The following is a 17,524-nucleotide window of genomic DNA, read 5'->3' as shown; positions in this document are numbered from 1 at the left end:
GGTTCACCACCGCCGCCAGTTACGGCTGGCCTTGTGGGTGACCTGTTCCAATACCTCATGGGTGCGCCAGTCCACGCGATAGATCTCGCGTTCGATCTGCATATATACCCATCCGTCACCCGCGCTTGGCAGCCCGTAGTAACGGGCGTTCATCAACATGGAATATTGTCCGCGTTCCAGCATATCACCAACCGCAACGGGGGCCGGGCGGGGTTTTTGCGGAACGGCGACGCAGACCGTTCCGGCAATCGCATTTCGACACCCGGGCGCGGCAATACTTGTTGCGGCTGATGTTGGCGTTGGTGCTGCTGCTGGTTCCGGAGTTACTTCGGGCGTCGGTGCTTCGACTGGCGTCGACAGCGCTGCAAGTGATTGTTCGTCAGACGATTTGATACATGCCGTGCCCGGCACGGATATCGTACATTGTGCCTGCGTTACCGCGGGCAAAGCCGTCGCAAACGATGCCGCTGTGATCAATCTGCCGAACATGGTCAACCCTCCATGCACCCGTAACACAGTTTTATAATGATCGTTCCACAAAAAGTGATCGGATCAGGCCGCCAGATCAACCCAGACCGGAACATGATCCGATGGCTTTTCCCGTCCGCGAACGTCGGATTCGATCCAGCAGTTATTCAAAAGATCGGCGCATTGTGGCGTCAGTAGGAAGTGATCGATGCGAATCCCATCGTTTTTATCCCATGCCCCGGCCTGGTAATCCCAGAAGGAATAATGCCCGGTGCCGGTTTGGCGGACGCGGAATGCTTCGGTAAAACCAAGGTTCTGGATACGGCGCCAGGCGTCGCGGCTTTCCAACCGGAACAACGCATCGTCGCGCCATGCATCGGGGCGGGCGGCATCTTCGGCCTGTGGTATGATGTTATAGTCGCCCGCCATAAGCGCCGGTTCTTCTTGCGTTAGCAATTCCTGCGCGCGGGCGTGGAGCCGTTCCATCCAGGCGAGCTTATAGTCGTATTTCGGACCGGGGGCGGGGTTGCCGTTGGGTAGATACAAGCCGCAGATTCGGATAGCTGTGTCACCAACAACCGTCGCCTCGATCCAGCGCGCCTGTTCGTCGCTGTCATCGCCCGGCAGGCCGCAGGTGACGTCCTCAAGGGGCAGCTTGGACAGGATCGCAACGCCGTTAAAGCCCTTTTGCCCATGGGTTTCGACGTTGTACCCCTTGTCCTCGAATACCTCGCGCGGGAAGCCTTCATCAACCGATTTGATCTCTTGCAGGATCGCGACATCGGGCGCAGCTTCGTCAATCCAGTCGGTCAGCGCGCCGATTCGGGCCTTGATGCCATTGATGTTGAAAGTCGCGATTTTCATGTCTGCCCCCATTGGTCGGGGCAGTTTTGGCGGAACGGTGATACGTTCACAAGGTGTTTATGCGCTCTTGGCCGCTTTCAGCTGCGTCCGCTTGGGGACGTCGGAAAGAGCTGCCGTCAAACCGCGAAAGGGCTGCCGTTCATCGGCTTGCACAACGTCCCTGCGCAGTGACATGCATGTATATGCAGTGTGGACCAGCGCGATACCGGCCAGCCCCAGCAACACCCATTCACCGGATGTAATCGTCATCATTTCTTGCATCAAATTGCCCCGGTTCCTTGATCAAACTTGCCTATACTCGCAAAACTGCCTGCACATTTCCTAGCATATTACTTGAGCCCTTGCAAAAGCGCCCGAAAGTTTTCGTAGTTTGCCTTTTGCACGCGCAGGCCCGATATCTTGCGGAAGGCGCGTTTGCGCATGAACGTCACCGCCGCCGATCCAATGCCCAGCACACTCAGAAGGATGGCTGACGTCATTGCATCGCTCTCTCCCAGAAATAGGGTCACGCCCGTGCCCAATACAAGACCCACCAGGCTGCTTAGTGCCAGACGACTGGGGATCAGGTCGCTTTCCATGCGTGAAATATCTTCGCCAAGATCCCGGATTTCATCGGAAAAACTCTGCGACATGACCTCGATAATGTCCGTCAGTGTAACCTTGTTGCTGTCCCGTGCGCCGACAAGCAGCCGGTCGCGCAGATCCAGCCGGGATGAACCGTCTTGCAAGGCGGCTTGCAGCAATGCGACGAATTCGGTCTCTTCCACGGCCAGTCGATGTTCGCCGCTGATCTGATCCAGAATCAGCGCGGCCAGCCGCTCATTATCCTGCATTACATTGAAAACGACGTGCCGCAACCGCAGGACGATGTGGCATTGGGATTGTTGATGACAAAGCGCGCACCGATCAGTTCTTCGCTGAAGTCAATCACGGCATCGGCCAAAAAGGGCAGGGAAACGCTGTCGATCACGACTGTTTCCCCCTTATCGGACAGGACCAGATCGTCATCCTTGGGTTCGTCCAGGTCGATTTCATACTGAAAGCCGGAACACCCGCCGCCTTCGACAGCCACACGCAGCGCCTTGCCCTGTTCGGATGCACCGATTTCGGCAAGCCTTTCAAAGGCACGGTCAGTCACTTTGGGTGGGATCGTCAGCATAATGCAACCTATCGGTCTGTTCTCACTTGCAATATAGGAGTGGCAGGCAAAACGGACAAGACAGGCAAACAAGATGGCCGCACCTTATGCGACCGACCCGGCAAATGCGCGCGGGCGGCTTTATGCCGAGGAAGAAAGCACCTTTCGTTCGCCTTTTCAGCGGGATCGGGACCGGATCATCCATGCCAGCGCCTTTCGCAGGCTCAAGCACAAGACGCAGGTGTTCATCGAACATGAGGGCGATTATTTCCGTACCCGCCTGACCCATTCGATCGAGGTCGCGCAAGTGGCGCGGACGGTGGCGGCGGCGTTGGACCTGAATGTGGAACTGACCGAGGCCGTCGCGCTGGCCCATGATTTGGGCCATACGCCGTTCGGGCATACGGGGGAAGAGGCGCTGGATGCGCTGATGCAGCCTTATGGCGGGTTCGATCACAATGCGCAGGCGCTGCATATCGTGACCAATCTGGAACGCCACTATGCCGAATGGGACGGGCTGAACCTGACCTGGGAAGCACTGGAGGGGATCGCCAAACATAACGGGCCGGTCAAAGGGGATATCCCGTGGGCCTTGGCCGCCTACAATGCCCGGCACGATCTGGAATTGCAGACCCATGCCAGCGCCGAGGCGCAGGCGGCTGCGCTTGCCGACGATATCGCATACAACAACCACGATCTGCATGACGGCCTGCGGGCAGAGCTTTTCAGCACCGATGATCTGGCTGAACTGCCCATCCTGAGCGATTGTTTTGCTCGGGTGGACGCCAAATATCCGGGCCTGAACTATTATCGCCGCCGTCACGAGGCGCTGCGCCGCTTTTTCGGGGTTTTGGTCGAAGATGTGATCACCGTCAGCCGCCGCAACCTGACAGAACTTGCCCCGGCCACGGTCCATGATGTGCGCCACGCCGGTCGGATGATGGTGCAATTTTCCCCGGAACTCTGGACCGACCTGAAGGTTATCCGTCAGTTTCTGTTCGAAAAGATGTATCGTGCCCCGGCGGTCGTCGAAATGCGTGGGGTTGTGACGAAAATGATCAACGAACTGTTTCCTTTCTTCATGGAAAACACTGATGAACTGCCAAAGCAATGGCGCAAGGACGTGGCCGATGTGCCGGATCGGACCACTTTGGCGCGCATCGTGTCCGATTATATCGCCGGCATGACCGACAGATTTGCCATTCAGCAGCATAAGCGTTTGATTGGCGGGGCGGATGTGCCGGTGGGGGTGATCGATGGCAGTTGAAACTGAAGCCGGGGCAATGGCCCCCGTGATGGCGTTCGCGCTTGTCGGTGCGCTGGGCGTGGGTTCCCAATGGCTGGCTTGGCGGCTGCGGATGCCCGCCATCGTGCTGATGCTGGTGGCCGGGATTTTGATTGGGCCGGTGACGGGCGTTTTCGACCCGGACCGTGATATCGGGATGCTGGTCGGCCCGATGATATCGATCGCCGTCGCCATCATCCTGTTCGAGGGCGGGCTGACCCTGAACTTTCACAGGCTGAGTGGCGCTGACAAAGGCGTCAGGCGGCTTGTTTTTGTCGGAGCCCCGTTGGGATGGCTGACCTCGGCGATGGCGTTACATTATGCGGCAGGTCTGAGCTGGGAAAGCTCTGCGGTCTTTGGCGGCATCATGATCGTGACAGGCCCAACCGTGATCGCACCGCTTTTGCGAACGGCAAGATTGTCGAAGCGGCCCGCGGCGCTGCTGCAATGGGAGGCCATCGTCAATGACCCCATCGGCGCGCTGGCGGCCGTGCTGGCGTTCGAGGTCGTTCTGGTCCTGAATACCGCGACGACAGTGGGTGGCGCGGTCTGGGATCTGACGGTGGGGATCGGCATCGCTACGATCCTCGGCATTGCAGGCGGCTTTGGCATTGCCCGGGCTTTCAAGCAAGGCTGGGTGCCCGAATATATGAAGGTGCCGGTGCTGTTCGCGTCGCTTTTGGCGATCTTTGGTGTTTCGGATTATGTCCTGCACGAAAGCGGACTGCTGGCCGTGACGATCATGGGCATCTACATCGCCAACGCGAACCTGCCCAGCTACGAAGAGCTTCGCCGGTTCAAGGAACATGCGACGGTCCTGTTGGTGTCGGGTGTGTTCATCCTGTTGGCGGCAGGTCTTGATTTCGCGGCGCTCGGCCGGTTGGACTGGCGCGCGGTTCTGTTCGTTCTGCTTGTCGTTTTTGTCGCGCGCCCGCTGACCGTTCTGGTGTCTTTGATTGGGTCGGGCATCCCTTATCGCGAACAATTACTGGTCGCGCTGACCGGTCCACGCGGCGTTGTCTTGATTGCTGTCGCCGGGCTTTTCGGCGACAGGCTGCTGGACCTTGGTCTGGAAGATGCGGCGTCCATCGGCCCTTTGGCATTTGTCCTGGTCGCCACGACGGTGGTGGTTCACGGTTTCACGCTTGCGCCTTTTGCCAAGCTCTTGGGTTTGACCGGCACGGACAAGCCCGGTGTCGTCATCATTGGTGGATCGCCATGGACAACCGCCTTTGCCGAGGCCTTGCAGAAAGCCGAGGTGCCCGTCCTGATGACCGATCCAAATTTCGGGCATCTGCGCGGCGCGCGCAGCGCGGGCATTCCGACCTTTTCGGGTGATATCCTGTCGGAAGCGGCGGAACAAAGGCTGGAACTGGCGGGTTATTCCATGCTTGTCGCCGCGACGGATAACGATGCCTACAACACGTTGGTCGCGACGGACCTGGCACCGGAATATGGTCGTGACAATGTCTTTCAGGTGCGCCGGGAAAAGCGCGACAGCGCCCGCCACCAACTGCCATCGACATTGGGCGGACGGGCATTGGGCGCCGATGAAACGCATGCCGGACTGGACAAGCTGATCTGGGAAGGCTGGACCTTTCGCGTCACACGTCTGACCGAGGAATTCGGTTTTGAAGAATGGCGTGCGAAAAGGCCAGAAGCATATGTTTTTGCCCGTATATCACCGGGCGGTGAGATCACGCTGACCAACAATGACGATCAAGTAAGGCCCGCGCCGGACGTGCGTATCATCACGTTACGCCCGCCCGACAAGGTCGCCGACGAACAACCGCCGTCTGATACCTAGGCAGCGTCCAGCTGGCGCAAGACGTCTTTGATGTATTTGGTTGCTGAACGGTAATGGCTGGGGCCGGAGGCTTCGGCGAACCGGCCCGTCGTCCACTTGCCATTGCCACCTTTCATCGAACCACCATACAGCGCCTCGTCCGTCTGGTCGTGCATGAATTTCAGCAATTCTTCCGCCTTTTCGGTCAGCAGCACGCGCGCATCCTCCCACGTCAGATCGGCCTGCTTTTGGCGCAAGTCGGCGTTATAGCGCTTGAGTTCGTTCCACTTGTACCCTTTCGCCGGAATGTGAACGTCCTTGCCCGTCCGACCATCATGATACCAACCGAGAAACAAAGCGATCCAGTGCGCCCGGTGCCCGACCGTGTCCTTGATCGACATGTCGTCAACTTTTGTGAGTGCGATATCCGGGCTGACAGTGTCGAGCGTTTTCGTCAGCTTCGCCCATTCCTTTTCGGTGATCGCAATCAGATCGGCTTTGTTGGTCGCGGCCATTTGGTTCTCCGGCATATGTGTTTCCCGCATTGTGACGCTTTGGCCTTGCCCTTCCTTGATTTCCGTCAATGATTGACGCGCCCGTCCGCAGTGGTACATGTCGCGCACCGCTGAATGGCTTATCCGAAAGACCGTTATGAACCTTTTCGCCGATATTCGCGCCCGCGTGCTGGGTTGCCTTGATCAACTGGTGGCCGAGGGCACGTTGCCTGACGGGCTATCCACCGCTGCGATCACGGTCGAGCCGCCACGAGATGCTGCGCATGGCGATATGGCAACGAATGCGGCCATGGTGTTGGCGAAACCCGCCAAGATGAACCCGCGCGCGATTGCCGAAGCCTTGGCGGCGAAGCTGCTGGAAGACCCGCAGATCGCTGTGGCCGAGGTCGCTGGCCCCGGTTTCCTGAACATGCGGCTTGAGCCACAAGTGTGGCATGGCGTGATCCAGGCCGCGCTGACCGATCCGGGCTTTGGCCGGTCGTCGATGGGGCAGGGGCAAAAGACGATGGTCGAATATGTCTCGGCCAACCCGACAGGTCCGCTTCACGTAGGGCATACGCGGGGTGCGGTTTTTGGTGACGCTTTGGCATCGCTACTGGACTATGCCGGGTATGACGTGACCCGCGAATATTACATCAACGATGGCGGCGCGCAGGTCGATGTGCTCGCGCGGTCGGTCTACCTGCGGTATCTGGAGGCCCACGGGAAAGAGGTCGCGTTCGAGGATGGAACCTATCCCGGCGACTACTTGATCGCGGTCGGGCAAAGGCTGAAAGACAAGGTCGGCGACGACTATGTCGACAAGGGCGAGCAGTTCTGGCTGGAAGACGTTCGGGAATTCGCGACCGAGGCGATGATGGGCCTGATCCGCGAGGATCTGGCCGTTCTTGGCATTGAAATGGATACGTTTTTTTCCGAGAAATCCCTCTATGGCTCGGGCCGGATCGAGGATGCGATCCAGACGCTTGATCAGATGGGCCTGATCTATCGGGGTGTGCTGGAGCCACCCAAGGGCAAAGTGCCCGAGGATTGGGAACCGCGCGAACAGACCTTGTTCAAATCGACCGAGCATGGTGACGACGTTGACCGGCCCGTGCAGAAATCGGACGGGTCCTGGACTTATTTCGCGCCGGACATTGCCTATCACTATGACAAGATCGAACGCGGTTTCGATCAGCTGATCGATGTTTTCGGCGCTGATCACGGTGGCTATGTCAAGCGGATGAAGGCGGCGGTGTCCGCGCTGTCCGAAGGCAAGGTGCCCTTGGACGTGAAGCTGACGCAGCTGGTAAAGCTCTACAAAAATGGTGAACCATTCAAGATGTCCAAGCGGGCAGGGACCTTTGTGACCTTGCGCGATGTGGTTGATCAGGTCGGGCCGGACGTGACGCGGTTCCACATGCTGACGCGGAAGAACGACGCACCGTTGGATTTCGACTTTGACAAGGTGCTGGAGCAGTCGAAGGACAATCCGGTTTTCTACATCAACTACGCATATGCTCGCGTGAACTCAGCGACAGCGAAAGCCAAGAAGTTTGTGGCTGTAGAGGATGATACCCTGTCGAAGGCTGATCTTTCGGTTCTGTCGCACGAAGCCGAAATCGGAGTGATCAAGAAGCTGGGTGAATGGCCGCGACTAATCGAGATCGCGGCGAAAGGTCATGAGCCTCATCGGATCGCTTTCTACCTGTATGATCTCGCGTCGGAATTTAACTCGCTCTACAGCAGAAACAAAGAATCTGATCGTTTCAATTTTGTTATCGAGGGTGACCCAGATACCACACAGGCGAAAATAGCCCTTGGTCGGGCCGTAGCGATTGTTATTTCGCAAGGTCTTGGTATTCTTGGCGTGACTCCGGCGGAAGAGATGTAACAATACACCATCGCCGGATCGAGCAAGTTCAAGAGACCCCGAAAGCCGCAAAGGCATGGGGCGGTGAGGCGAGAGATGGCAGTTTACGACGACGGGTTTGCGCCCGCTGCAGGCGGTTCACGCACAGGTGTTTACGCAAATTATGCCGGGGCGGCGATGTCACTGGCACTGATTATCGGCGTGGCGTTCTGGGGCTACAAGCTGATCATGCGCGATGTCAGCGGCATCCCTGTTGTGCGTGCGATGGAAGGCGAGATGCGCGTTCTGCCGGACAACCCAGGTGGTGACGTCGCGCGGCATACCGGCCTTTCCGTCAACGAGGTCGCAGCCGTGGGTGAGGCTGGCGGCCCCGAAGATCGACTGGTACTGGCCCCGCGGACGACCGGCCTGGCTGAGGCTGATTTGGCCGTGCAACCCACCGCAGAGGCCGATGAGATCGTACCCGCGGAAACCGAACAGGTCTCGCAGGCGGCATTGCGTCAGAATGTCGACGTGCAGCAAACGGATATCAGCACCGACGATATCCTTGCGTTGGCCGATCAGATCGCTTCAGAAGCCACACAAGACGACCAGCCTGACGTCGAGATCATTGCACGGTCCGTTCCAGGCGTTGCCGTATCGCAGCGCCCGACAATCCGGCCTGCCAGCCTGCAAATCCTCGCCGCAGCCGAAGCGCCCGCAACGGCCCCCCAACAGGCGGCCCCGGCGGAGGAAGTCGCCATCAGCACGACAGCTTTCGAACCCGGTACACCGCTGGTGCAGCTGGGCGCGTTCAGATCGCCCACATTGGCCGCGTCCGAATGGGAACGTCTGCAGCGCCGCTTTGGTGAATTGCTGACTGACCGCGAACGTGTGATTCAGGTCAGCAACCAAAGCAGCGGGACGTGGTATCGGTTGCGCACGGCTGGCTTTGATGACCTCGCCGCCGCCCGTCGTTTCTGTGCAGCGCTTTCGGCCGAAGGGGCCTCCTGCAACGCGCTTTTGGTCAACTAGGTGACGCTGAACGCGACGATTTTCGGCCCGGACGGGCAGGTCGTCACGGATTGGGAGCGGGCGTTCTTTCGCGACACCCAGCCGCTTGGTTTCATTCTGTTTGCCCGAAACATCGCTGATCCCGATCAACTGCGTCGCCTGACGGGCGAATTGCGCGAAACGGTGGGGCGCGATGCACCAATCCTGATCGATCAGGAAGGCGGTCGTGTGCAGCGCATGCGCGCACCGCATTGGCGCGAATATCCGCCAGCGCTGGATCAGATGGATCGCGCCAGCGACCCGATGCGTTCGCAATGGGTCCGCAACCGGCTGATCGCGGCGGAGCTGTATGCCGTCGGCATCGACGTGAATTGTGCGCCGCTGGCTGACCTGGTCGAGGATGCGACGCATCCGGTCCTGTGGAACAGGCTTTATGGCGGTGATAAAGAGACGGTGGTGAAGGCCGCGCGCATCTGTGCCGAGGCACATCTGGCGGGGGGCGTGCTGCCGGTTCTCAAGCATATTCCGGGCTATGGGCGGGCATCGGTGGATAGCCACAAAGATCTGCCCAGGGTTGACGTTCCGCATGCGGAACTTACCGCCCGCGACTTCGCCCCGTTCAAGGCTTTGAACGATATCGCAATGGGCATGACGGCCCATATCGTATTTTCCGACATTGATCCCTCGGCACCCGCGACGACCTCAGCAAAGATGATGCGGATCATTAGGGAAGAAATCGGTTTCGACGGGCTGATCATGACCGATGATCTGTCCATGGAGGCCTTGTCTGGCACGCCAGCAGAACGGGCAAAGGCATCCATTTCCGCCGGTTGCGACATCGTTCTGCATTGCAACGGTGACGCGGACGAAATGGTGCAAGTGGCCGACGCGGCCGGGCAGATGTCCGGCGCTGCGCAGACCCGCGCGGATCGTGCCTTGGCCCAGCGGAAATCCCCCGAAAACATTGACATCCCAGCCCTGGAAGCCGAATTTGCAGCGCTACTAGGCTGAGGGCAGATGCAGGGCGACGAGTTTCAGGAAGACACGATCAGTGTGACCGAGCGCATGGCCGCCGAAGCGTTGATTGTCGATGTCGGCGCCTTCGAAGGGCCGCTTGATCTGTTACTGACGCTGTCGCGGACGCAAAAGGTGGATCTGCGGCAGATTTCCATCCTGGCGCTGGCCGAGCAGTACCTTGCCTTCGTCGAGAAGGCCAAGCAACTGCGGCTGGAACTCGCGGCAGATTATCTGGTGATGGCTGCGTGGCTGGCCTTTTTGAAGTCCCGGCTGTTGTTGCCACCAGACCCATCGGAAGAGGGACCCACGGGCGAGGAACTGGCGGCGCATCTCGCTTTCCAGCTCGAGCGGTTGGAGGCCATGCGCAACGCGGCAGCCAAGCTGATGGCGCGCGACCAACTGGGCCGTGATTTCTTCGCCCGCGGCATCACCGAAGACGTCCAACGGGTTCGCAAAGTGACGTACACGGCGACACTGCTCGACCTGATGCAAGGCTATGCCCGCATCCGCACCAAGGATGATTTCCGCCCGTTCGTCATGGACCGCCAACATGTCATGACGATGGAGCAGGCGCTGGATCGGATGCGCAAACTGATCGGATTTGCGGGGGAATGGACGGATATTTCCACCTATCTGCCAGATGGCTGGGATGGTGACCCGCAGCGCGTTCGGTCCACGACAGCGGCGACCTTTGCCGCGTCGTTGGAGCTCGCCAAGGAAGGCAAGATCGAAATCAGGCAGGGCGACACATTCTCCCCTATCCAAATCCGCAGGAAAGATCAGCGTGATGAGTGAACCGGAAAACGACAGCCTGTTCGAGGCGCCACCTATGGGTGAACAGGAACGTATGGTCGAGGCGATCCTGTTCGCCACCGCTGATCCGGTGACGGTGAAAGAGCTGACAGGTCGTATGCCCCATGGATGCGATCCGGCAGAGGCTTTGGTGCATCTGCGTAAACGGTATGAGGGGCGGGGTGTTCAGGTCGTCAGGATCGACAATGCCTGGGCGATCCGCACCGCGCCGGACCTGGGTTTTCTGATGCAGAAGGAAACGGTCGAGACGCGGAAACTGTCGCGCGCCGCGATCGAGACGCTGGCGATCGTCGCATATCACCAACCTGTCACACGGGCCGAGATCGAGGAAATCCGCGGTGTCAGCGTCAGCCGTGGTACGATCGATCAGCTGATCGAGATGGAGTGGATCCGGCTGGGTCGTCGGCGGATGACGCCCGGAAGGCCAGTGACGTTTGTCGTCACGCAAGGGTTTCTTGATCATTTCGGGTTAGAGAATGCGCGCGACCTCCCCGGACTCAAGGAATTGCGGTCGGCGGGTCTGTTGGAAAACCGGCCCCCGCCGGGTGCGACCGAACTGGGTGAACCGGGGGATGATGCCGATGAGGACGAAGATCAAAGCGAACTCTTTGAAGAATAGATAGAAGCGCCTACCTTAAGGCTGCGGCGATGGAGAATGTCAGATGAACATGAACCGACTGATCAATATGGGGATGCGGATGCTGATGCGGCGCGGGATGAACGCAGGCATCGACATGGCGGCGCGTCGCGGGAAGCGGCCTGAAGATATGACGCCGGAAGAGCGGCAGACCGCGCAGCAGGCCCGGCAAAACACACAACAGGCCCGGCGTGGTTTGAATGTCATGCGGCGGTTTATGCGATAACTGCCGCGCAGTCCCGGACCTGATCCCGGATTGCGTGGAAATTTACATCCGAAAATGTTTCGACAGTTTCAACCCTTGCCCCTGATAATTCGATTTGATCTCGCGTCCATAAAGCGCATCGGGCATCGCGGCCATGTTTTCATAGACGAGGCGCCCGACGATTTGGCCGTGTTCAAGCACAAACGGGGCTTCGTGACAGCGCACCTCCAGCACGCCGCGTGAACCTGCGCCGCCCGCCTCGGCATAGCCAAAGCCGGGGTCGAAGAAACCGGCATAGTGAACACGGAATTCACCGACCATCGCCAAATATGGTGCCATTTCAGCGGCTTGCATTGGCGGAATGCTGATCGCCTCACGGCTGACGAGGATATAGAAAGCGCCGGGATCAAGGATGATCCAGCCGTCATTGGTATGGACAGGTTCCCAATATTCTGCAGGGTCGTAGTGGTTCAGTTTTGACAGGTCAATGACGCCCGTATGCGGTTTGGCGCGATAGCCAACGAGGTTGCCATCCACCGGTTTCAAGTCAACGGAAAAACCAAGACCATCTGAGATGACCGGATCGCTCGACACGATCGGCGTTCGCGCATGCAGGGCCGTCAGATCATCGTCAGACAGGAACGTCTTTCCATGGCGGAAAATGATCTGGTTCAGCATCTGACCCGGTTGCGCGACGACAGAGAATGAACGCGGGCAGATCTCGACGTAAAGCGGACCTGTGTAACCAAGCGGGACGCGGTCGAACTCTACCCCGTGATCGGTGATGATCCGCGTCAGCAGGTCAAGCCGCCCGATCGAGGATTTTGCGCTGGCCGCAGCGCTCATTCCTTGGGGCAGGGCGAGGCTTTCCAAAAGCGGCACGACATAAACGCAGCCCTTTTCCAGAACGGCCCCGCCACCAAGCTGAACCTCGTGCATCGTGAAATCGGCGAGCCGTTCCCGCACGGTCCGTGTGCGTCCCGCAAGAAAAGACGCCCGGACGCGATAAGCCACTGAACCCAAACGTAAATCAAGAGAGGCGGGTTGTATCTGACTGGATTCTATAATTTCCCCGGCGGTGATCTGCCCCGCGCCGATCATATCCCGGATCTGATGATCGGCCAGTACGCCGTTTGTCATGTCGGCCCTCGTCCCCGTATCAAAACGCCCGCTGCGCGGACACGCAAGCGGGCGGTTGTGATTGGTCGGGCTAGCAGGACTTGAACCTGCGACCTTCCGTCCCCCAGACGGACGCGCTACCAGGCTGCGCCATAGCCCGACGTTGGACTTTCATAACGAATATGCGTTTGGGGGCAAGCCCGAAAAGCATTGCCAAGACGTCAGGTCTGCCGCATCCGGTTGCGCAGCGCGTGCAGGCGGGCAACCAGCGGCGTAAGTTGTGCAGCATTTCGACCCGATCCATCCGCCGAGATGACACCGAACGACCGGGCCGGCAGGTTGTCGATCTCGTCCGGGAACGCGGGCCAATCGATCTGTGGCGTATCGGGGACCTGATGATCGTCGAAAGGGAGCGTGTCCTGCTCCGGTGTGGGCGCCGCGGCTTTCTTTGGCGGTGCAGGTTTTGGTTCGGGTATAGGTTTCTCGGCTGGTGGTAGGGCGGGTTCCGGCACTGTCATCGACAGGCCAAGGCTGGCCACATGCTTGACACCCTTTTCGCGCAGCAGCTTTTGCGTGCCCTTGATCGTCATGCCCTGTTCATGCAGCAAGTATTTGATTCCGCCCAATAAATCCATATCGGTCGGGCGGTAATAGCGGCGGCCACCGGCGCCCTTCACCGGCTTGATCTGGCTGAATTTGCTTTCCCAGAACCGCAACACGTGGGTCGGCGTTTCAAGCCATTCGGCGACTTCGCTGATGGTTCGAAAGGCGTCTTTGGCCTTTGCCATGGCTTACGATTTATTGCCCGCGGCCACCCGATCCTTCATCAAGTGCGAAGGACGGAAGGTCAGCACGCGGCGCGGGTGAATGGGAACCTCTTCCCCGGTTTTCGGGTTGCGACCCACGCGGGCGGCCTTTTCCCGGACGGAAAATGTGCCGAATGAAGAAATTTTCACCGTCTCCCCGGATACGAGCGCATCCGAAATGTGACCCAGCACACTTTCGACAAGATCGGCACTGTCGTTGCGCGATAATCCGACTTCGCTATGAACTGCGTCTGCCAAATCCATGCGGGTTAACGTTTTTCCGGTCATCAAAACCCCCTTAAGTATTCCAAGAAACATACGCGCGGCGCAAAATAAGAGTCAATAACAAGGACTTGGCAATCGGCCTTGACAGTATGTTTCTGCTTACCAGCGCAGAACCACCGCACCCCAGGCAAGGCCGCCGCCAATCGCCTCGGTCACGATCAGGTCACCCTGTTTGATCTGCCCATTGGCCACACCGACCGAAAGGGCCAGCGGGATCGACGCGGCGGATGTGTTGCCGTGGTCCTGAACGGTCACCACAACACGGTCCATTTCGACGCCCAGTTTCTTGGCCGTGGATTGGATGATCCGGATATTGGCCTGATGCGGCACCACCCAGGTCACGTCATCGGGGCCAAGCCCGACCTTGTCCAGGGCAGTATGCGCGGTCTGGGCCAGTTTTTCCACGGCGTGGCGGAAGACCTCTTTGCCCTCCATCCGCAGCATGCCGGTGTTTTGGGTCGACACGCCGCCATCGACGTAAAGCAGGTCCTTGTAGCGTCCGTCCGAGTTAAGGTCGGTCGACAGGATCCCGCGGTCGGCGGATGTGCCATCGCCGCCCTCTGCCGCGAGGATGACGGCACCAGCCCCGTCACCGAACAGCACGCAGGTTGACCTGTCCGACCAGTCCATGATGCGGCTGAATGTTTCCGCGCCAATCACCATCACACGGTCTGCTTGGCCGGATGTGATGAGCGCGTTGGCATTCGAAAGCGCATAAACGAAACCGGCGCAAACCGCTTGGACGTCAAAGGCATAGCCGGTGGTATTGCCGATCGCGTGCTGTACCATTGTGGCGGCGGAGGGGAAGGTCAGATCGGCAGTCGAGGTTGCAAGGACAATGGCGTCGATGTCGTTGCCATCCATACCGGCCATCTTCAACGCGGCCTTGGCGGCGTGGGTCGCCAGGTCTGACGTCGTTTCACCGGGGGCCGCGAAATGACGGCGTTCGATGCCGGATCGGGTCTTGATCCAGGTATCGCTGGTCTCTAGCGTCTTTTCGAATTCTGAATTCGGAACGACACGTTCCGGCAGATAATGCCCAACCCCTTTGACGACTGCGCGACGTGTCATGCTGCTCTAGCTTGCCTCGGTGTCGGGTTCTTCCGCTTCACCTTCTTGACCGGTATCTTGGGCAAGGGCGGCTGCGGATGCAACCCGTGCGGCGAGTTTGTCCGAAAATCCGCTTTGCGCCAGCCGGTAGGCAAGATGCAGCGCGGCGGCCATTCCTGTGGCGTCGGCTGATCCATGGCTCTTGACCACCGTTTGATTGAGGCCAAGGAACACGCCACCATTCACCCGCCGTGGATCGATCCGCTTGCGCAACCGTTGCAGCGAACCCCGGGCAAGGATCGCGGCCAGCATGGCAAGCGGTGTTTTCATAAATGCGGCGCGCAGGAATTCACTGATCAGGCTGGCCGTGCCCTCACCGGTTTTGAGTGCGACATTGCCGGTAAAGCCGTCAGTGACGATCACGTCGATTTTGTCGGATGGCAGATCGCCACCTTCGATAAAACCGACATAGTCGAAATCACCTATTTCTGCAGCAGTCGCAATAAGTTCGTGGGCGACCTTCAACTCGGCCCGGCCTTTGTGTTCCTCGGTCCCGACGTTCAAAAGGCCGACACGCGGGCGGTCGATATCCATCCCGTTGCGCGCGTACGACGCCCCCATCAGCGCATATTTCAGCAGGTCGTCCTGATCGGCGCGGATATCCGCACCAGCGTCCAACATAACGTTGAAACCCGTCGGGTTGCGCGAGGGCCAGAGGCACGCAATCGCGGGTCTGTTGACCCCGTCGGTCTTGCGCAGCCGGATGGTCGACATCAGCATCAGCGCGCCGGTATTGCCGCAACTGACGCAAACGGCGGCCTCACCCTTGCTGACGGCCTCGATCGTCGACCACATCGATGTTTTCGCGCCCTTGCGATACGCAGCCTTGGGCTCGTCCGTCATCCGCACGACGTCTTTGGCGTCGCGGATCACAACACGATCTTGGATCTTATGCTTTATCACCAAAGGTTTGAGTTCGGATTCTGGTCCATGCAGGATCACTGTCGCCAGTGAGGCCTTGCCCAAAAACTTTGACAGGCCCGCAACAACCGTTGCAGGCCCGTTGTCGCCACCCATGGCGTCGACTGAAATAACGTTGGCCGGGTTCGGCGCGCTGTCCGTCATGCCCCGTAACCCCGATGTGCGCGTCTAGGCCGCGTCGTCTTCGAGATCGATTTCCGTGGTGTCAGCAATGACTTCGCGGGTCGCATAATGCCCGCAAGAAGGGCAGATGTGATGCGGGCGTTTCAGTTCACCGCAGTTTTCGCATTCATTGGGGTTCGCAGCGACCAGAGAGTCGTGCGCGCGCCGGTTGTTCCGGCGTGATTTGGATACTTTGTTCTGCTGGACAGCCATGTCTCAACCCTATCATGTTAGGGCCACAGCCCTGATTTCCTTCGCTCTCGGCGGGTCCTACGCCATCGTGACGGCCCTGTCGAGACTCGATGTAAAAGAGGCCGCGAACATACTGCGATTCCGTGTTTGTGCAAGCCTTTTTCCAACCACCGTCACGTGGCGTTATTCCTCTTTCTTTTCAAAGCGCTCGCGGAAACTGGCGAGTTCCGCAAAGGGTTTGGCATCGTCGTCTGACATGGGCGTTATGCCATCTTCGGTGAATACGGCGTCACCCAGCGTAGCACCTTCGGCTTTGGGGTATTGCGGCAGGGCAAGTGAAAGGGCCTCGATCATCACCGCCGCAAGATCGAGCGCCGCGGGCAGCGGATCGATCGTGTCGTCCTGCGGCATCTCGATTTCGCCTGTGGTGACCTGGGGCAAGTCGGTCATGTAGCGCCGATTGACGCCCTCATCGATCCGGGTCGTGACGGGGATAAGCGAGATGACGCAGGCCTGTACAACAGTGGCGCCCAATACCGCATCAAGCGCCCAGTCGGATTTGCCGACAGGTTCTAACTGACCGGAAAAGCTGAGTTTTTTGACCCCTGCGATCCCCAGCGCGTCCGCGATTGCCTTGCGTTCATCCGCCGTCGGGACAAGCGAAAAGGGTGTCGCGCCGCGCGTTGTCAGATCGCTTAAACGCAACTGTGATCGTGGCAATTTCGCCAAAACGCCATCCATTCTTGAATTCGGTGCGGGATGTCATGTACTAGGGCAAAAGGCATGAAATGCCAAGGCAAGAGGACTGAAATGAGCGGCAAGACAGGCAATATGATCACGTGGCGGCGCGCCACGGCCCTGACGCTTGTTTTGGCGATGTCGGCCGGTTGCACACCGATGAACCGTTTTCACGGTTTCACCCCGACGGATGCCGAATTGGCCAGTGTTCAAGTCGGCCAAAGCACCCGCGAAAGCGTGATCGAAAGTTTCGGTCCACCGACCACGAATGCCGTCTTTGAAAACGACGCTTTATTCTATGTTTCCAGCCAATTCCGCCATTTCGGCGCGTTGGCCCCCGAGGAGGTGAGCCGCGAGATTCTGGCCATTTCCTTCACCCCTGAAGGTGTTGTGCGGAACATAGAACGCTTCACGCTCGAGGATGGCCGCGTCGTCTCTCTCGATCGTCGTGTGACGGATGATGGCATCAATGATGTGACCGTGCTGAGCCAGCTTTTGGGCAGCTTGGGCCGGATCGATGCAGGGACGTTGCTGGGTGAAAGCCCGGACGATATCTGACTTTGCATCTCTGTTAACACAGCCAAATCGCCGATCGGAATTCTATCGGATTTTCATCGG

At 58.9% G+C, this 17,524-nt stretch carries 22 protein-coding genes and 1 tRNA gene; 9 read left to right on the top strand and 14 right to left on the bottom strand.

The window, feature by feature from the left end:
• Positions 1-3: 3 nt before the first annotated feature.
• The 5 genes from V8J85_RS05090 to V8J85_RS05070 all read right to left on the bottom strand — a co-directional run bounded on the left by V8J85_RS05090 (position 4) and on the right by V8J85_RS05070 (position 2,488).
• The gene (locus V8J85_RS05090; RefSeq protein ID WP_339952597.1) at positions 4-489 is read right to left on the bottom strand and encodes a hypothetical protein; all 486 of its coding nucleotides are present in this window, start codon (positions 487-489) and stop codon (positions 4-6) included.
• A gap of 63 nt (positions 490-552) precedes the next feature.
• Positions 553-1,332, bottom strand: a complete 780-nt coding sequence (xth, locus tag V8J85_RS05085; protein WP_339952596.1) for an exodeoxyribonuclease III — start codon at positions 1,330-1,332, stop codon at positions 553-555.
• A 57-nt stretch (positions 1,333-1,389) separates the two neighbouring features.
• The gene (locus V8J85_RS05080) at positions 1,390-1,584 is read right to left on the bottom strand and encodes a hypothetical protein (RefSeq protein WP_339952595.1); all 195 of its coding nucleotides are present in this window, start codon (positions 1,582-1,584) and stop codon (positions 1,390-1,392) included.
• A 77-nt stretch (positions 1,585-1,661) separates the two neighbouring features.
• On the bottom strand, positions 1,662-2,165 hold the full coding sequence (locus V8J85_RS05075) for a hypothetical protein (RefSeq protein WP_339952594.1): 504 nt from the start codon (positions 2,163-2,165) through the stop codon (positions 1,662-1,664).
• The gene (locus V8J85_RS05070) at positions 2,165-2,488 is read right to left on the bottom strand and encodes a HesB/IscA family protein (protein ID WP_339953069.1); all 324 of its coding nucleotides are present in this window, start codon (positions 2,486-2,488) and stop codon (positions 2,165-2,167) included. Before V8J85_RS05070 ends, V8J85_RS05075 begins: the two co-directional genes overlap by 1 nt.
• Before the next feature lie 76 nt (positions 2,489-2,564).
• On the opposite strand from V8J85_RS05070, the gene V8J85_RS05065 reads away from it, so the two are divergent.
• Together V8J85_RS05065 and V8J85_RS05060 are read left to right on the top strand one after the other, a co-directional pair.
• Entirely contained in the window at positions 2,565-3,737 is a 1,173-nt protein-coding gene (locus V8J85_RS05065) for a deoxyguanosinetriphosphate triphosphohydrolase (RefSeq protein ID WP_339952593.1), read from the top strand.
• Positions 3,727-5,562: a cation:proton antiporter gene (locus V8J85_RS05060; RefSeq protein WP_339952592.1), complete on the top strand. Its 1,836-nt coding sequence runs from the start codon at positions 3,727-3,729 to the stop codon at positions 5,560-5,562. The genes V8J85_RS05065 and V8J85_RS05060 overlap by 11 nt, the downstream gene beginning before the upstream one ends.
• Here V8J85_RS05060 and V8J85_RS05055 read toward each other — a convergent pair.
• Entirely contained in the window at positions 5,559-6,071 is a 513-nt protein-coding gene (locus V8J85_RS05055; RefSeq protein WP_339952591.1) for a ClbS/DfsB family four-helix bundle protein, read from the bottom strand. The genes V8J85_RS05060 and V8J85_RS05055 overlap by 4 nt on opposite strands.
• Positions 6,072-6,192: 121 nt before the next feature.
• Here V8J85_RS05055 and argS point away from each other — a divergent pair, with 121 nt between their 5' ends.
• From argS to V8J85_RS05025, 6 genes are all read left to right on the top strand, one after another.
• A complete protein-coding gene (argS, locus tag V8J85_RS05050; protein ID WP_339952590.1) occupies positions 6,193-7,929 on the top strand; it encodes an arginine--tRNA ligase in 1,737 nt (578 codons plus the stop codon).
• A gap of 75 nt (positions 7,930-8,004) precedes the next feature.
• Complete coding sequence (locus V8J85_RS05045; RefSeq protein WP_339952589.1) at positions 8,005-8,922, top strand: SPOR domain-containing protein; 918 nt, start codon at positions 8,005-8,007, stop codon at positions 8,920-8,922.
• The gene (locus tag V8J85_RS05040; RefSeq protein ID WP_339952588.1) at positions 8,923-9,912 is read left to right on the top strand and encodes a glycoside hydrolase family 3 N-terminal domain-containing protein; all 990 of its coding nucleotides are present in this window, start codon (positions 8,923-8,925) and stop codon (positions 9,910-9,912) included.
• 6 nt (positions 9,913-9,918) lie between these two features.
• The gene (locus tag V8J85_RS05035; RefSeq protein ID WP_339952587.1) at positions 9,919-10,713 is read left to right on the top strand and encodes a segregation and condensation protein A; all 795 of its coding nucleotides are present in this window, start codon (positions 9,919-9,921) and stop codon (positions 10,711-10,713) included.
• Entirely contained in the window at positions 10,706-11,350 is a 645-nt protein-coding gene (gene scpB / locus V8J85_RS05030; protein WP_339952586.1) for an SMC-Scp complex subunit ScpB, read from the top strand. The genes V8J85_RS05035 and scpB overlap by 8 nt, the downstream gene beginning before the upstream one ends.
• Positions 11,351-11,393: 43 nt before the next feature.
• Positions 11,394-11,594 carry a hypothetical protein gene (locus V8J85_RS05025; RefSeq protein ID WP_339952585.1) on the top strand — a complete coding sequence of 67 codons (201 nt, stop codon included), beginning with the start codon at positions 11,394-11,396 and terminating at the stop codon, positions 11,592-11,594.
• 42 nt (positions 11,595-11,636) lie between these two features.
• Here V8J85_RS05025 and V8J85_RS05020 read toward each other — a convergent pair whose 3' ends face one another.
• The 8 genes from V8J85_RS05020 to V8J85_RS04985 all read right to left on the bottom strand — a co-directional run bounded on the left by V8J85_RS05020 (position 11,637) and on the right by V8J85_RS04985 (position 16,873).
• Entirely contained in the window at positions 11,637-12,713 is a 1,077-nt protein-coding gene (locus tag V8J85_RS05020) for a 2'-deoxycytidine 5'-triphosphate deaminase (protein WP_339952584.1), read from the bottom strand.
• A 62-nt stretch (positions 12,714-12,775) separates the two neighbouring features.
• Positions 12,776-12,852: transfer RNA gene (locus V8J85_RS05015), tRNA-Pro, on the bottom strand.
• Between the two features lie 61 nt (positions 12,853-12,913).
• The gene (locus tag V8J85_RS05010) at positions 12,914-13,480 is read right to left on the bottom strand and encodes a MerR family transcriptional regulator (protein ID WP_339952583.1); all 567 of its coding nucleotides are present in this window, start codon (positions 13,478-13,480) and stop codon (positions 12,914-12,916) included.
• A gap of 3 nt (positions 13,481-13,483) precedes the next feature.
• Entirely contained in the window at positions 13,484-13,786 is a 303-nt protein-coding gene (gene ihfA, locus V8J85_RS05005; RefSeq protein WP_339952582.1) for an integration host factor subunit alpha, read from the bottom strand.
• A gap of 96 nt (positions 13,787-13,882) precedes the next feature.
• Positions 13,883-14,854 carry a beta-ketoacyl-ACP synthase III gene (locus tag V8J85_RS05000; RefSeq protein ID WP_339952581.1) on the bottom strand — a complete coding sequence of 324 codons (972 nt, stop codon included), beginning with the start codon at positions 14,852-14,854 and terminating at the stop codon, positions 13,883-13,885.
• Positions 14,855-14,860: 6 nt separating this feature from the next.
• Positions 14,861-15,958, bottom strand: a complete 1,098-nt coding sequence (plsX, locus tag V8J85_RS04995; protein WP_339952580.1) for a phosphate acyltransferase PlsX — start codon at positions 15,956-15,958, stop codon at positions 14,861-14,863.
• Between the two features lie 24 nt (positions 15,959-15,982).
• Positions 15,983-16,189 carry a 50S ribosomal protein L32 gene (gene rpmF / locus V8J85_RS04990; RefSeq protein ID WP_339952579.1) on the bottom strand — a complete coding sequence of 69 codons (207 nt, stop codon included), beginning with the start codon at positions 16,187-16,189 and terminating at the stop codon, positions 15,983-15,985.
• A gap of 162 nt (positions 16,190-16,351) precedes the next feature.
• Positions 16,352-16,873: a YceD family protein gene (locus V8J85_RS04985; RefSeq protein ID WP_339952578.1), complete on the bottom strand. Its 522-nt coding sequence runs from the start codon at positions 16,871-16,873 to the stop codon at positions 16,352-16,354.
• Positions 16,874-16,978: 105 nt separating this feature from the next.
• Here V8J85_RS04985 and V8J85_RS04980 point away from each other — a divergent pair, with 105 nt between their 5' ends.
• Positions 16,979-17,464 carry an outer membrane protein assembly factor BamE gene (locus V8J85_RS04980; RefSeq protein ID WP_339952577.1) on the top strand — a complete coding sequence of 162 codons (486 nt, stop codon included), beginning with the start codon at positions 16,979-16,981 and terminating at the stop codon, positions 17,462-17,464.
• The last annotated feature ends 60 nt before the right edge of the window (positions 17,465-17,524 follow it).

This window comes from Yoonia sp. 2307UL14-13, assembly GCF_037572755.1.
In the GTDB taxonomy this organism is placed as follows: Bacteria; Pseudomonadota; Alphaproteobacteria; order Rhodobacterales; family Rhodobacteraceae; genus Yoonia.
This window is presented reverse-complemented; position numbering and strand designations above follow the sequence as displayed.

What these genes read in the sequence shown, in the direction of transcription:
- V8J85_RS05090 (WP_339952597.1), bottom strand. Translation starts at nt 489, where the DNA reads ATGTTCGGCAGATTGATCACAGCGGCATCGTTTGCGACGGCTTTGCCC.
- xth (WP_339952596.1), bottom strand. Translation starts at nt 1,332, where the DNA reads ATGAAAATCGCGACTTTCAACATCAATGGCATCAAGGCCCGAATCGGC.
- V8J85_RS05080 (WP_339952595.1), bottom strand. Translation starts at nt 1,584, where the DNA reads ATGATGACGATTACATCCGGTGAATGGGTGTTGCTGGGGCTGGCCGGT.
- V8J85_RS05075 (WP_339952594.1), bottom strand. Translation starts at nt 2,165, where the DNA reads ATGCAGGATAATGAGCGGCTGGCCGCGCTGATTCTGGATCAGATCAGC.
- V8J85_RS05065 (WP_339952593.1), top strand. Translation starts at nt 2,565, where the DNA reads ATGGCCGCACCTTATGCGACCGACCCGGCAAATGCGCGCGGGCGGCTT.
- V8J85_RS05060 (WP_339952592.1), top strand. Translation starts at nt 3,727, where the DNA reads ATGGCAGTTGAAACTGAAGCCGGGGCAATGGCCCCCGTGATGGCGTTC.
- V8J85_RS05055 (WP_339952591.1), bottom strand. Translation starts at nt 6,071, where the DNA reads ATGCCGGAGAACCAAATGGCCGCGACCAACAAAGCCGATCTGATTGCG.
- argS (WP_339952590.1), top strand. Translation starts at nt 6,193, where the DNA reads ATGAACCTTTTCGCCGATATTCGCGCCCGCGTGCTGGGTTGCCTTGAT.
- V8J85_RS05045 (WP_339952589.1), top strand. Translation starts at nt 8,005, where the DNA reads ATGGCAGTTTACGACGACGGGTTTGCGCCCGCTGCAGGCGGTTCACGC.
- V8J85_RS05035 (WP_339952587.1), top strand. Translation starts at nt 9,919, where the DNA reads ATGCAGGGCGACGAGTTTCAGGAAGACACGATCAGTGTGACCGAGCGC.
- scpB (WP_339952586.1), top strand. Translation starts at nt 10,706, where the DNA reads ATGAGTGAACCGGAAAACGACAGCCTGTTCGAGGCGCCACCTATGGGT.
- V8J85_RS05025 (WP_339952585.1), top strand. Translation starts at nt 11,394, where the DNA reads ATGAACATGAACCGACTGATCAATATGGGGATGCGGATGCTGATGCGG.
- V8J85_RS05020 (WP_339952584.1), bottom strand. Translation starts at nt 12,713, where the DNA reads ATGACAAACGGCGTACTGGCCGATCATCAGATCCGGGATATGATCGGC.
- V8J85_RS05010 (WP_339952583.1), bottom strand. Translation starts at nt 13,480, where the DNA reads ATGGCAAAGGCCAAAGACGCCTTTCGAACCATCAGCGAAGTCGCCGAA.
- ihfA (WP_339952582.1), bottom strand. Translation starts at nt 13,786, where the DNA reads ATGACCGGAAAAACGTTAACCCGCATGGATTTGGCAGACGCAGTTCAT.
- V8J85_RS05000 (WP_339952581.1), bottom strand. Translation starts at nt 14,854, where the DNA reads ATGACACGTCGCGCAGTCGTCAAAGGGGTTGGGCATTATCTGCCGGAA.
- plsX (WP_339952580.1), bottom strand. Translation starts at nt 15,958, where the DNA reads ATGACGGACAGCGCGCCGAACCCGGCCAACGTTATTTCAGTCGACGCC.
- rpmF (WP_339952579.1), bottom strand. Translation starts at nt 16,189, where the DNA reads ATGGCTGTCCAGCAGAACAAAGTATCCAAATCACGCCGGAACAACCGG.
- V8J85_RS04980 (WP_339952577.1), top strand. Translation starts at nt 16,979, where the DNA reads ATGAGCGGCAAGACAGGCAATATGATCACGTGGCGGCGCGCCACGGCC.